This window comes from Neoroseomonas soli, assembly GCF_018129065.1.
In the GTDB taxonomy this organism is placed as follows: Bacteria; Pseudomonadota; Alphaproteobacteria; order Acetobacterales; family Acetobacteraceae; genus Neoroseomonas; species Neoroseomonas soli.
The window spans coordinates 84,240-96,996 of record NZ_JAAEDM010000003.1 but is presented as its reverse complement, the minus strand read 5'-3'; the positions used below and the strand labels follow the sequence as shown (position 1 = coordinate 96,996).

At 67.2% G+C, this 12,757-nt stretch carries 10 protein-coding genes and 1 tRNA gene; 8 read left to right on the top strand and 3 right to left on the bottom strand.

Features of this window, described 5'->3' with window-relative positions; all coding sequences use genetic code 11:
- Position 1 precedes the first annotated feature (1 nt).
- The 4 genes from GXW76_RS01985 to GXW76_RS01970 are packed head-to-tail and all read left to right on the top strand — an operon-like array spanning position 2 to position 5,548.
- On the top strand, positions 2-415 hold the full coding sequence (locus GXW76_RS01985) for a hypothetical protein (protein ID WP_211860307.1): 414 nt from the start codon (positions 2-4) through the stop codon (positions 413-415).
- Positions 412-2,466, top strand: a complete 2,055-nt coding sequence (locus tag GXW76_RS01980) for a DEAD/DEAH box helicase (protein ID WP_211860306.1) — start codon at positions 412-414, stop codon at positions 2,464-2,466. The genes GXW76_RS01985 and GXW76_RS01980 overlap by 4 nt, the downstream gene beginning before the upstream one ends.
- Positions 2,459-3,649 carry a GIY-YIG nuclease family protein gene (locus GXW76_RS01975; protein WP_211860305.1) on the top strand — a complete coding sequence of 397 codons (1,191 nt, stop codon included), beginning with the start codon at positions 2,459-2,461 and terminating at the stop codon, positions 3,647-3,649. The genes GXW76_RS01980 and GXW76_RS01975 overlap by 8 nt, the downstream gene beginning before the upstream one ends.
- 60 nt (positions 3,650-3,709) lie before the next feature.
- On the top strand, positions 3,710-5,548 hold the full coding sequence (locus GXW76_RS01970; protein WP_211860304.1) for a DUF262 domain-containing protein: 1,839 nt from the start codon (positions 3,710-3,712) through the stop codon (positions 5,546-5,548).
- Between the two features lie 363 nt (positions 5,549-5,911).
- Here GXW76_RS01970 and GXW76_RS01965 read toward each other — a convergent pair.
- Together GXW76_RS01965 and pip are read right to left on the bottom strand one after the other, a co-directional pair.
- Positions 5,912-5,988: transfer RNA gene (locus GXW76_RS01965), tRNA-Arg, on the bottom strand.
- 25 nt (positions 5,989-6,013) lie between these two features.
- Complete coding sequence (pip, locus tag GXW76_RS01960) at positions 6,014-6,961, bottom strand: prolyl aminopeptidase (protein WP_211860303.1); 948 nt, start codon at positions 6,959-6,961, stop codon at positions 6,014-6,016.
- Positions 6,962-7,063: 102 nt separating this feature from the next.
- On the opposite strand from pip, the gene GXW76_RS01955 reads away from it, so the two are divergent.
- The 4 genes from GXW76_RS01955 to GXW76_RS01940 all read left to right on the top strand — a co-directional run bounded on the left by GXW76_RS01955 (position 7,064) and on the right by GXW76_RS01940 (position 11,088).
- The gene (locus GXW76_RS01955) at positions 7,064-7,816 is read left to right on the top strand and encodes a hypothetical protein (RefSeq protein WP_211860302.1); all 753 of its coding nucleotides are present in this window, start codon (positions 7,064-7,066) and stop codon (positions 7,814-7,816) included.
- Positions 7,817-8,249: 433 nt separating this feature from the next.
- Positions 8,250-9,191, top strand: a complete 942-nt coding sequence (locus GXW76_RS01950; RefSeq protein ID WP_211860301.1) for a metal ABC transporter solute-binding protein, Zn/Mn family — start codon at positions 8,250-8,252, stop codon at positions 9,189-9,191.
- 60 nt (positions 9,192-9,251) lie between these two features.
- A complete protein-coding gene (locus GXW76_RS01945) occupies positions 9,252-9,953 on the top strand; it encodes an endonuclease V (protein ID WP_338150865.1) in 702 nt (233 codons plus the stop codon).
- A 136-nt stretch (positions 9,954-10,089) separates the two neighbouring features.
- Positions 10,090-11,088, top strand: a complete 999-nt coding sequence (locus GXW76_RS01940; RefSeq protein ID WP_211860300.1) for a Bug family tripartite tricarboxylate transporter substrate binding protein — start codon at positions 10,090-10,092, stop codon at positions 11,086-11,088.
- 127 nt (positions 11,089-11,215) lie between these two features.
- On the opposite strand, the gene pap is transcribed toward GXW76_RS01940, so the two are convergent.
- A complete protein-coding gene (gene pap / locus GXW76_RS01935) occupies positions 11,216-12,706 on the bottom strand; it encodes a polyphosphate:AMP phosphotransferase (protein WP_211860299.1) in 1,491 nt (496 codons plus the stop codon).
- Between the last annotated feature and the right edge of the window lie 51 nt (positions 12,707-12,757).

The following is a 12,757-nucleotide window of genomic DNA, read 5'->3' as shown; positions in this document are numbered from 1 at the left end:
TATGTACGGCCGCATCGCCTATGACGCCCTGAACTCGCGTCAGAAGGAGAACTACAACTTTCAGAAGGTCGCTGCGCGGCTTGCTGACTACGGCTTCAATAGCATCCGCCTAACGGACGATTGGCAGGGGGCGGACTTCATCGCAATCCACATTGACGGCGAAACCTTCCTGAAGGTGCAGCTCAAAGGGCGACTGGTGATCGATCGCAAGTACCTCGGCAAAGGCGTCCACATCGCCTTCCTGCACGGCGACGACCTGTATCTGTACGACCACGACGGCCTGGTGACCCACCTTGAGCGGAGCGGCCTGATTGGGGCCGACAGCGTCACCTGGCATCAGCATGGTCAGCGAAGTTGGCCCAGCCCGCCCGCCTGGGCCATTACCTACCTCTCCGAATACAGGCTGCCTGCATGACGACATCCGTCCCGTCTGTCTCCGTCTCCTACAGCCGCAATGGAGGCTCGACCAAGGCCAATGCTCTCGGCATGCGTCCGATGCAGGAGCGCGCCTACGAGAAGCGGGGCGAACAGTACCTGCTGATCAAGTCGCCGCCCGCCTCGGGAAAGAGCCGCGCGCTGATGTTCATCGCCCTCGACAAGCTCAACAACCAGGGCCTCCGGCAGGCAATCATCGTGGTGCCTGAGAAGTCGATCGGGTCCAGCTTTGCCGATGAGCCGCTGACGAAGTTTGGCTTCTGGGCCGACTGGCAGGTCGCCCCGAAGTGGAACCTCTGCAACGCCCCGGGCACGGATGGCGGCAAGGTCAACTCGGTCGGTGCCTTCCTCCAGAGCACCGACAAGGTGCTGGTGTGCACGCATGCCACCTTTCGCTTTGCCGTCGAGCGGTTCGGCGTGGAGGCCTTCGACGATCGCCTGATCGCGGTGGACGAGTTCCACCACGTCTCCGCCAACCCCGACAACAAGCTCGGCCTGCATCTCGGCCAGTTCATCGTCCGCGACCGGGTCCACGTCGTGGCGATGACCGGCTCCTACTTTCGCGGCGACGCCGAAGCCGTGCTCGCGCCGCAGGACGAAGCCAAGTTCGAAACCGTCACCTACACCTACTATGAGCAGCTCAACGGCTATGAGCACCTGAAGAAGCTAGATATTGGCTACTTCTTCTACTCGGGCGCCTACAGCGACGACATCCTCAAGGTGCTAGACCCGGCCGAGAAGACCATCGTCCATATTCCGAACGTCAACTCGCGGGAGAGCACGAAGGACAAACACCGAGAGGTCGAGCACATCATCGAGGAGCTCGGGACGTGGGAGGGCCTGGACCCCACAACGGGCTTCCAGCTTGTGCGCACACCGGAAGGCCGCCTGCTGCGCATCGCCGACCTGGTGGATGACGAGCCGACGAAGCGGGACCGTGTCTCGGCTGCGCTGAAGGACCCCGCCCAGAAGAACAACCGCGATCATGTGGACATCATCATCGCGCTCGGTATGGCGAAGGAGGGGTTCGACTGGATCTGGTGTGAGCACGCCCTGACAGTCGGCTACCGATCGAGCCTGACTGAGATCGTCCAGATCATCGGCCGCGCCACACGGGACGCGCCCGGCAAGACCCGCGCTCGCTTCACCAACCTGATTGCGGAGCCGGATGCCTCCGAGCAGGCCGTGACAGAGGCGGTCAACGACACGCTGAAGGCGATCGCCGCGAGCCTGCTGATGGAGCAGGTCCTCGCCCCGCGTTTCGAGTTCAAGCCGAAGGCTGTCGATAGCGGCCCCACACCGGGCTTCGACTATGGCGAGGGCGGATACGACGCCAACAAGTGCAACGTCGGCTTCAACCAGGAACAGGGCAAGTTCGAGATCGAGATAAAGGGGCTGGCCGAGCCTAAGAGCGAGGAGGCCACCCGAATCTGCAAGCAGGACCTGAACGAGGTCATTGCGGCCTTCGTGCAGGACAAGACCGCAGTCGAGCGCGGCCTGTTTGACCCGGAGATGGTGCCTGAGGAGCTGACCCAAGTCCGCATGGGCAAGATCATCAAGGATCGCTACCCCGAGTTAGACGATGAGGACCAGGAAGCCGTGCGGCAGCACGCGATCGCCGCCCTCAACCTGACCCAGAAGGCGAAAGAGGTGGCCTCCGGCAGCAGCGACGATGACGGCGAAAAGACCGCCAACACGGCTTTCGTCGATGGCGTTCGGAAGTTCATTGCCATGAATGTCCGCGACCTCGACATCGACCTCATCGACAGCATCAACCCCTTCGGAGAGGCATACTCCATCCTCGCGAAGACCATGAGCGAGGAGAGCCTGAAGGAGGTCCAGGCCGTCATCAACGCGAAGCGGGTGACGATGACGCCGGAGGAGGCGCGCGACCTGGCGAAGCGGGCCCTGAAGTTCAAGCAGGAGCGCGGCCGCCTTCCGTCGATCACCTCGCCGGATGCGTGGGAAAAGCGAATGGCAGAAGGCGTGGCCTTCCTTGCCCGCATGAAGGCGGAGGCGGCGCGTGGCTAAGGCGTTTACCGACGAGGATGACGCCCTCCTGGAGGAGCTTGGCGTCGAGGTTGAGACGAAACGGCAGGGTACCCGTACCCCACGCGAGGAGCGGATCATCGCGGGTTTCGAAGAAATCCAGCGCTTCGTTGATGAGCATGGCCGCCCGCCGCAGCACGGGGATGACCGCGATATCTTCGAACGTATCTACGCCGTTCGCCTCGATCGGCTGCGGGGACTCCCGGAGGCGCTGGAGCTGCTCATCCCACTGGACCATCAGCAGTTGCTCTCGGGCGCCGCGCTCGCAGGGGTCGCTGGCTCGGACGAAGTCAACGATGATGAGCTGTTGGCGCAGCTTGGCGTCGATGCGCCGCCAGAAGGCGGCGTAAGGGAACTGCGGCATGTGCGGACAGCGACGGAACGGCGAGAGGCCGAAGAGATCGCGAACCGCGAGAAGTGCGAAGACTTCGCCACCTTCAAGCCCCTGTTTCAGCAGGTGCAGAAGGACCTCGAAGCCGGCATCCGACAAACACGTCCGTTCGAACTCAAGGCGGAGATCAGGGCAGGAGCGTGGTTCATCGTCGGCGGCCAGAAGGCCTATGTGGCCGAGGCAGGTGAGACTTACACGACCCCCCAGGGCCGGACCGATGCGCGCCTGCGTGTGATCTTCGACAATGGCACCCAGAGCAACATGCTGATGCGCTCGCTTCAACGCGCGCTCAACAAGGACGACGCGGGGCGCCGGATAACAGACCCCGTAGCTGGCCCGCTATTCTCTGGTGAACGGGAGCATGGCGATGAGGCCAGCGGTACGATCTACGTCCTGCGTAGCAAGTCGGATCACCCTCTTGTCGTGGCAAACCGCGAGGTGGTGCACAAGATTGGCGTGACGACGCTTGATGTCGCGCAGCGCATTGCGGGCGCCAGGCTGCAGCCGACGTTCCTCATGGCCGACGTCGAAGTCGTCGCCACTTACAAGTTGTTCAACATCAGTCAGACGAAGCTTGAGAACCTGATCCACCGCGTCTTCGGCCCCGCGCGGCTGGAGATCGAGATCAAGGATCGCTTCGGCAACCCGGTGACCCCACGTGAATGGTTCCTGGTACCCTTGTTCGCGATCGACGAAGCCGTGGAACGCATCAAGGACGGGACGATCACGGCCTATGTGTACGATCCAACCTCGGCCCGGTTGCGAATGCGATGAGACCGCACGGCAGTTGGTAGAAGCTAGGCATCAGAGACACGCGGATCACGATACAGACCCATGCAAACCAGCTACGCTACCATCTCGGACATTTTTGGTTTGCCTCGCAGATATACGGTGCCGCTGTTCCAGCGGCCATACGTCTGGACGGAGAAGGCGCAATGGGAGCCGCTCTGGGCCGACGTCTGCCGACTTGCAGATGCTGCCCGCGCGGGTGTCAGTCCGCCTCCGCACTTTCTTGGCTCGATCGTCCTGGAAAAGGTGCCGACCCAGTCGTATCCAGAACGCCGTGACGTGATTGATGGGCAGCAGCGACTCACGACGCTGCAGCTCCTGTTGAAGGCCGCCCAAGACAGCTTTACCGCGATCGGAGAACAGCAGCGCGCCCTCCAACTCGCTTCGATGCTGCGCAATCACGCGATTGGCGCCGTCGATGAGGAGCAGACGTTCAAGGTTCTGCCTACGAATGTCGACCGCGAGGCGTACCGACTTGTAATGCAGGCGGCATCACCCGCCGATTTGACTGGCGTCGGAGGCCTGCTGCCAGACGCCTACCGCTACTTCTACGCGCAACTCTCATCGTGGCTGGCAGCCCATGCACCCTCGCCGGGCCAGGCACGGGACGCACTCTTCGTGACGCTCAATCAGCGACTGAAGTGCGTCGTCCTCGACCTGGACCAGACCGACGAGGCGCAGGTCATCTTTGAAACGCTGAATGCGCGTGGCACGCCTCTGCTGCCCGCCGACCTTGTGAAGAACTGGCTGCTTCGCGAGGTAGAGAGACGCGGCCTGCATGGCAACATCGAACAGCTCTACGCTTCGACGTGGCATGCGTTCGATAGCGACCACATTTATTGGCGGAAGGAGGCTGGGCGTGGCCATGCCGCGCGCGCGCGCATCGATACCTACCTCGCCAACTACCTGACGCTCCATCTTCGGCGGCCAGTATCGGCGACTCACCTCTATTCAGAATTCCTCGATCTACAAGCACGTGAGGACCTGCCTCCAATTGGTGCTGCCGATGGGTTGACCACCAATCCCGTTGCCCGGCTGGAGGATATCCGGAAGCATGCAGCCGGGTTCCGCCGCGTCGACGAGGCGGATGAGCCCGGGCGCATTGGGACTTCTCTTCGGCGCTTGAAGGCGATGGACGTCGTCTCGCTGACGCCGTTCTTCCTCTGGCTCTTTGGACGGCCAGTCACCAATGACGGTGACACCACGGCCGTCGTCGAAGCACTTGAATCTTTCCTTGTTCGCCGAATGGTGTGTGATCTTGATACGCGCGCGTATACGACGTTCTTCGTGGACCTGCTTGCGGCCGCAGCGCAGACGCCGAATTCTGATCCTGTTGCTCCCGTCGTACGGCAGTTCCTCGGGAAGTCGCAGGCTGAGGGTTCGCGCTGGCCCGGAGACGCGGAATTCAAGAAGGCTTGGTTGTCTGAGCCGCTCTACAGGCGGCTGACCCGTCCACGCCTTCGCATGATGCTTCTCGCGATTGAGGCGCGCCTACACTCGCAATTCAGCGAGGCAGTCACCCTGACCGACGAGAAGTTGCAAATCGAACATGTAATGCCGCAGTCGTGGGAAGACCACTGGCCGCTGCCGCCTGCCCAGGATCTAATTTCTGCGAAGGATCGTCGTAATGCACTTCTGCACACGATTGGCAATCTGACTCTCGTCACTAAGAAACTGAATCCGTCCCTTTCGAATGCACCGTGGCTTGCGACATCTCCCGCCGGAAAGTCGAAGCGGGCGGGGCTGCATAGCCACAGCATATTGCGTCTCAATTACAATCTTGTTCACGATAACGAGGACGGTTGGAACGAGGAGAAGATCGAGGCCCGAGGAACGTGCCTTCTCCAGCATGCCATCGCTATCTGGCCACCTCCTTCGACATAGACTGAGCGGAGGCATGCTGGCCAAGAGTAAGCTGGCCCAGAGTAAATCCCTTGCGCTCGGCCGAGTAGGGCCGGTGGGTTGGACTGGTTGTGGTTTCGGGGGATTGCTGAAGCACCGAGCGCAGGGGCATGCGTCGCTCCAACTCCGCCGCGTTTCTGCCTCAGAAGCCCCAGGATTTTCTTGGTATTCAGTCTGGCTGGGTCATCGCCCAAGTCGCCAGGTTTGGAGAGAAACGGCCCGGAGAGGGGTCTATCCAGCCCGCGTTCCGCCCTCGCGTCCTCCAGCCGGTCCACGAAAACCGCGGGCTATCTGCGCCGTACGGCGAGGCGATCCGGCCAAGAGCATGGTTGGGAGAAGTGGAAGTGGCGTCCCCGGCGAGATTCGAACTCACGGCCCCAGGATTAGGAATCCTGTGCTCTATCCTGCTGAGCTACGGGGACCCACCGCCGCCCCTATAACACGCGTTCAGCGCCGCCGGAACCGCTCCACCGCCGAGACCAACGCCGTCCGCACCCCCGGCTCCAGCGCCGAATGCCCGGCATCCGGCACCACGGTCAGCCGAGCGCCCGGCCAGGCGGCGGCCAGCTCGAAGGCGGTCTCGGGCGGGCAGACCATGTCGTAGCGGCCCTGCACGATCTCCGCCGGGATATTGGCGACGCGGCCGATGTGACCCAGCAGCCCTTCCGGCGGCAGGAACAGGTCATGGGCGAAATAGTGTGCCTCGATCCGCGCCAGCCCCAGTGCCGAACGGTCCTGCGCGAAGGATGCCACCGTCTCGGGGGAGGGCAGCAGGGTCGAGCACGACCCCTCGTACTGGCTCCAGGCGCGCGCCGCCGGCAGGTGCACCGCCGGGTCGGGATGGCAAAGCCGCTTCAGATAGGCGCCGAGCAGGTCGTCCCGTTCCGATTCCGGCACGTGCTCGGCGAAGGCTGCCCAGGCATCGGGGAAGACGCGGCGTAGGCCGGCGAGGAACCACTCCACCTCCGCCCTGCGGCCGAGGAAGACGCCGCGCAGCACGCAGCCCGTCACCCGTTCCGGATGCTCCTGCGCATAGGCCAGCGCCAGCGTGGACCCCCAGGACCCGCCGAAGAGCAGCCAGCGCTCGATGCCGAGGAAGCGGCGCAGCGCCTCGATGTCGGACACCAGGTGCGGCGTGGTGTTCTCCCGCAATTCGCCGAGCGGACGGGACCGCCCTGCGCCGCGCTGGTCGAAGATCACGACGCGCCAATGGCCGGGGTCGAAGAAGCGGCGATGCACCGCCCCCGCCCCCGCGCCCGGCCCCCCGTGCAGGAACAGCACCGGCTGGCCGCGCGGGTTGCCGACCTGCTCCCAATACATGACGTGGCCGCCCGAGAGCGGCAGCAGGCCGGTCTCGTAGGGCGCTATATCGGGAAAGAGATCTCCGCGCGGCATGGCCGCACATGTGCCCAACCCGGCGCGGCGGTGCAATGGCCCAACGCCGCTTCGGGATGTCGGATTCCGGCGCCGGCGTTTCTCGTCTAGGATGACGCTTCCATGGCCGAGACGCCCTCCACCTCTCCTCGTTCCGCCGCCGCCGGGCTGGTCACCTGCGGCGTCTGCGGGCGCGAGAGCCGCCAGGCCCCGTTCCGCCCGCCGCCGCCCGAACAGGCACCGGACCTCGACCTGCGGCCGGGCGAGCCGGTGCGCTCGACCATGGCGCGCTGGCTGCAGCAGTGCCCGCATTGCGGCTACGCGGCGCCGTCCATCGCCAAGGCGCATCCGGCCGCGGCGGCGGCCGTCTCGGCGGCGCCCTTCCGCGCGCTGCTGCAGGATTCGTCCCATCCGGCGCTCGCCCGCCGCTTCCTCGCCTGGGCCCTCGTGCTCGAGGAGACCGGCGCGCTGCACGCCGCGGCCGAGGCGACGCTGCAGGCCGCCTGGGTCGCCGACGACGGCGGCCGGGCCGACCTCTCGCGCGCCTGGCGGCAGGAAGCGGTGGCGCTGTGGCGCAGCGGCCCGCCGCTCGATGCCGAGCAGACCGTGCGCGTGGTGGACGCGCTGCGCCGCGCCGAGGCCTGGGAGGATGCGGAGGCGACCGCGGCCGAACTCGCCGCCCTCTCGCCGCCCGAGGCGGTGGGCCAGGTCATCGCCCTCGAGCGTCGGCTGGTCGCGGCGCGGGATCTCGGCCGGCACACGGTCGCGAGCGCCCTGCCGCCGCCCTCCCGCCGGCCGCATGTGACGCACCAGCGCAAGGACCCGCCGGGCTGGGGGATGTTGGGCTGGCTCCGGCGGCTCTTCGGCCGGGGCTAGTGTCCTGCCCGCTTCGCTCGCTGGATTTCCAGCGAACGAAGCGAACAAGCAGGCCACTCAAGACAAAGGCTAGTGGCCTGAGAATGAAGTCCGCAGGATTTCGGAATCGGGACACTGGGGCCGGTCGCATGCGGCTGGAACCAGCCGCTGGCGTGGCAGGCGTGGCGAGGGCAGGTCCTGCCCACCAGGAAGCCGCGCGCGTGTCTTGCGCGCGAAGTCCGCGGCGAGAACGGAGCGGGTCGGCAGGCCGCCGAATGCCAAGGCCCCGCCCCGGTCAGCATGCAGCACCCGATGCGACGACGATGCGCGCGGCACCAACCGCCCGGGGCGGCTGCGACGAGCCGGGCGAATGGCAGAGGCTCCACGCCGGTCGGCTTGCGGCGCCGGAAGGATGGCGATATCGGTATAGTATAACATTCCAAGGACACGGCCCGTGAACCGTCGCCCGCTCCTCGCCCTGCCGGCGCTTCTCCTGGCCGGCCACGCCGCCGCCGAGGCGAATGACCGCCTGTCCGTCGTCGCATCCTTCTCGATCCTGGGCGACATGGTGGGGCGGATCGGCGGCGAGCGGATCGCGCTGCGCACCATCGCCGGGCCGGATGTCGATGCCCATGCCTTCCAGCCGCGCCCCTCCGATGCCGTGGCGCTGCGCGGTGCGCGGCTGGTCGTGCGCAACGGCCTCGGCTTCGATGCCTGGATCGACCGGCTGCTGCGCTCGGCCGGCGGCGCCGGCACGGTCGTTACCGCGACCGACGGCATCGCTCCGCGCAGCATGGAAGCGCATCGGCACGAACACGGCCCCGCCGCGCGCCGCCAGCAGTCCGGCGCCGGTCCGCGCCTGGTGCCCGACCCGCATGCCTGGCAGGACCTTCGCCATGGCCAAGCCTATCTCCGTACCATTGCCGCGGCACTGATCACGGCCGACCCGGCGGGGGAGGAGACGTACCGGCGCAATGCCGAGACCCAGCTCGCGCGCCTCGCCGCGCTGGATTCCTGGGTCCGCGCGCAGATCGCGACGGTGCCGGAGGCGCAGCGCAAGGTCGTCACCAGCCATGACGCCTTCGGCTACTTCGCAGCTGCCTACGGCGTCACCTTTCTCGCGCCGCAGGGCGTCTCGACCGAGGGCGAGCCCTCGGCCGCCGAGGTCGGACGGCTGATCCGCCAGATCCGCGAACAGCGCATCACCGCCGTCTTCCTCGAGAACATGGCCAATCCCGCCACGCTGCGCCGCCTGGCCGCGGAGGCCGGGGTCCAGGTGGGCGGCCGGCTCTTCGCCGATGCCCTCTCGCCCCCGGGTGGACCGGCGCCCGACTACGAGGCGATGTTCCGCCACAATGTCGGCCTGCTGGTCCCGGCCATGCGGGGTGCCGCGTGAGGGCAGGGCTGCGCGCCGCGCTGCCCTGCCGTCAGCGCCGGTTCTGAGCGGCGGCGGCGCGTGTCACTCTGCCCCATGGTCCCGGACGTTCCGCACTACTGGCTTCACCCGCGCGACATCCCCGAAGCCCGCGCCGCACAGGCGGAGATGGCAGCGCGGCTCGTGGCGGAGGACGACCTGCCGCCCCGCATCGCGCGGCTCGGCGGCGCGGATGTCAGCAACACGCGCTTCGACCCGGCGAAGATGGTCCATGCCGCGCTGGTGGCGCTGGATGCCTCCGCCGATGCGGTGCTGGCGACGGCGACGGAATCGCGCCGTGCGGATTTCCCCTATGTGCCTGGCTATCTCGCCTTCCGGGAGGTGCCGCCGCTGCTCGCCTGCTGGTCGCGCCTGGCGGTCAGGCCGGAGGTGATCCTGGTGGACGGCCATGGGGTGGCGCATCCGCGCGGCTTCGGCGTTGCCTGTCATCTTGGCCTGGTGTTCGGCGTGCCGACCATCGGCGTCGCGAAGTCGCTGCTGGTCGGGGAGGGCGAGCCCGGACCCGAGCCCGGCGACACCGTGCCGTTGATGTGGAAGGGCGCGCGCATCGGCACGGCGCTGCGCACGCGGCGCGGGGCGCGGCCGGTCTATGTCTCGACCGGCCATCGCGTGTCGCTGGAGACCGCCGTGGCCATCGTGCTCGGCGCCACGCGCGGCCGGCGCCTGCCCACCGCGATCCGCGCCGCGCACGACGCGGCCAATGTCGCCCGCCTCCGCACCTGACGCACGGCGCCCATCGACAAGGAAGGGAGGGGGCTCGGGGGAGGTTCTCCTCCCCCGACCTGCCCCTGCTTGTCCCCCCGCCCGAACCCAATAGACTGCCCGGCAAGCCACAACGAACACATCCGGGGAAACGCCCATGACGACCCAGACTGCGCGCGCGCGCGCCTTGTCCCGCCGCGTGGCGCTCGCGCTTGCCGGCGCGCTTCCTTTCGCCGCGCGCGGTGCGAAGGCGCAGGAATGGCCGACGCGCCCGCTGCGCATCATCGTGCCCTACACGCCCGGCGGCACCACCGACATCGCGACGCGCCTGGTGGCGGAGCCGCTCTCGCGCGTGCTCGGCCAGCCGGTGGTGGTGGAGAACCGTCCCGGCGCCAACAGCATCGTCGGCGCCGCCGCCGCCGCGTCGTCGCCGGCCGACGGCTACACCCTGGTGATGGTGCTGCCCGCCCATGCCGCCAACGCGACGCTGCAGGCGGGCAAGATGCCCTTCGACGCGCTGGCTTCCTTCGCGCCGGTCAGCCTGGTGGTGCAGGCGCCGCTGGTGCTCGCCGGCAGCAAGCACGTGCCGGCCGAGAACCTGCGCGGCTTCATGGACCATATCCGCGCGCGGCCGGGCCGCGTGAACTACGGGTCGAGCGGAATCGGGGCTACGGCGCATCTCGCGATGGAGCAGCTGCAACTGCGCACCGGGCTGCGCATGGAGCACGTGCCCTATCGCGGCACGCAGCCCGCGCTGCAGGACCTGATGGCCGGCAATATCGGCCTGATGTTCGACACCTACTCGACGCTGAAGCCGCAGTTCGAGGCGGGGACTGTGCGCCCCCTCGGCATCGCCACCGCGACGCGTCCCGACTTCGCGCCGGACCTGCCGACGGTGATCGAGGCCGGGCTGCCGGATTTCGTTGCCAGTTCCTGGTGCATGCTGCTCGCGCCCGCGCGCACGCCGGACGCCATCACCGAGCGCATCGCGCGCGAGGTCCACGCCATCGTGCGCGAACCCACGATGACGCGGCGGTTGCAGGATCTCGGCTTCGTGGTGGAAGGCCGCCCGCCCGCCGCGACCGGCGCGTTCCTGCGCGCCGAGGTCGAGCGCTGGGGCGAGGTGATCCGCACGGCCAACGTACGGGTGGAGTGACGAAGGTCGGGGGGAGTGAACTCCCCCCGAATCCCCCCTCCTTTTTTGGATACTTCGCGCATCGCCATCGGCGATGCGCCCTGACAAAGAAGGGAGGGGGCTCGGGGGAGGTTCTCCTCCCACGACCTTACTTCGCCCTTTTCAACCCTTCCTCGACCGCATCCGCCAGCGTGCGGATCACCTTCACCCGCGCGTGCAGCTTGTTGTCCGCCTCCACCAGCGTCCATGGCGCCATGTGGGTGGAGGTGCGTTCCACCATCTCGCAGACCGCCGCCTCGTAGGCGTCCCACTTCTCGCGGTTGCGCCAGTCTTCCTCGGTGATCTTGTGCTGCTTGAAGGCGGTCGCCTCGCGGTCCTTGAAGCGGCGGTGCTGCTCGTCCTTGCTGATGGCGAGCCAGAACTTCGCCACCACGGCGCCGTGGGTGACGAGCTGTTCCTCGAAATCGTTGATCTCGCCATAGGCGCGGCGCCAGTCGGGTTCGGCGGCAAAGCCCTCCACCCGTTCCACCAGCACGCGGCCGTACCAGGAGCGGTCGAAGATGGTCACGCGCCCCGGCCGCGGAACATGGCGCCAGAAGCGCCAGAGATAGGGCTGGGCGCGTTCCTCCTCCGTCGGCGCGGCGACCGGCACGATGCGGTAGGCGCGCGGGTCGAGCGCCGCGGCGAGCCGGCGCACCGCGCCGCCCTTGCCCGCGGCGTCATTGCCCTCGAACACCCCGATGACGCTGATATCGCCGTAGCGCTTGTGCCGCGTGGCGCGCGCGAGGCGGCCCTGCGCCTCGGCGAGTTCCTTCTCGTAGTCCTCGCGCGACATCTCCTGCTTCAGCGTCAGCGCGCGGATGACGTTGATCTGGCCGGGCGCAGCGGGCGCCGATTCCGCGGGCTTCGCCGGCGCGGCGGGGGCAGGCGCATCCAAGCGCGCCCGCAGCGCCCCCAGCAGGTGCCGGCCGACGAAGAGCGCGCGATACCGCTCATCCGCCCCCGGCACCACGGTCCAGGGCGCCTCGCCGGTCGAGGTCTCGCGGATGAAGGGTTCGCAGACCTCGATGAAATCGTCGTAGTGCTCGAACAGCTTGCGGTCGTAGCGGGTGACCTTCCAGGAGGTCTCCTTGTCCTTCTCCAGCGCCTTGATGCGCTTCTTCTGCGCGCCTTTCGACAGGTGGAACCAGTATTTCAGCAGCAGCACGCCTTCCTGCGCGAGCATGCGCTCGAGGCGCATGATCTCCTCCATCCGCGCGGCGAAGTCCCCGGCGGAGAGGTTGCCCATCACGCGCTGCAGGATCGGCAAGGTGTGCCAGGCGCCGAAGAAGACGCCGATGCGCCCCTTGGGCGGCAGGGCGCGCCAGAAGCGCCACATGGGCGGATGCGCCGCCTCTTCCTCTGTGGGCAGGCCGAAGCCGTTCACCTCGATGAAGCGCGGGTCCAGCCATTCGTTCAGCAGGTGGACGGTCTCGCTCTTGCCCGCCCCCTCGACGCCGGCGATCAGGGCCAGCACCGGGAAGCGGCGCTGGCTGCCGAGGTCGCGCTGCGCCTGGAGCAGCGCGCGGCGGAGTTCCGGTTCCTCCTTCGCGTAGTCCTGCTTGCTGACCTTGTGGTCGAGTTCGGCCGCTTCGAACATGAGATTCCATCCGGCCGCGCGCCTCGCTGCGGACGCTTCACGGCGCGGCCA

Coding starts and splice junctions, on each gene's coding strand:
- GXW76_RS01980 (WP_211860306.1), top strand. CDS start 412: ATGACGACATCCGTCCCGTCTGTCTCCGTCTCCTACAGCCGCAATGGA.
- GXW76_RS01940 (WP_211860300.1), top strand. CDS start 10,090: ATGACGACCCAGACTGCGCGCGCGCGCGCCTTGTCCCGCCGCGTGGCG.
- GXW76_RS01985 (WP_211860307.1), top strand. CDS start 2: ATGTACGGCCGCATCGCCTATGACGCCCTGAACTCGCGTCAGAAGGAG.
- pap (WP_211860299.1), bottom strand. CDS start 12,706: ATGTTCGAAGCGGCCGAACTCGACCACAAGGTCAGCAAGCAGGACTAC.
- pip (WP_211860303.1), bottom strand. CDS start 6,961: ATGCCGCGCGGAGATCTCTTTCCCGATATAGCGCCCTACGAGACCGGC.
- GXW76_RS01955 (WP_211860302.1), top strand. CDS start 7,064: ATGGCCGAGACGCCCTCCACCTCTCCTCGTTCCGCCGCCGCCGGGCTG.
- GXW76_RS01970 (WP_211860304.1), top strand. CDS start 3,710: ATGCAAACCAGCTACGCTACCATCTCGGACATTTTTGGTTTGCCTCGC.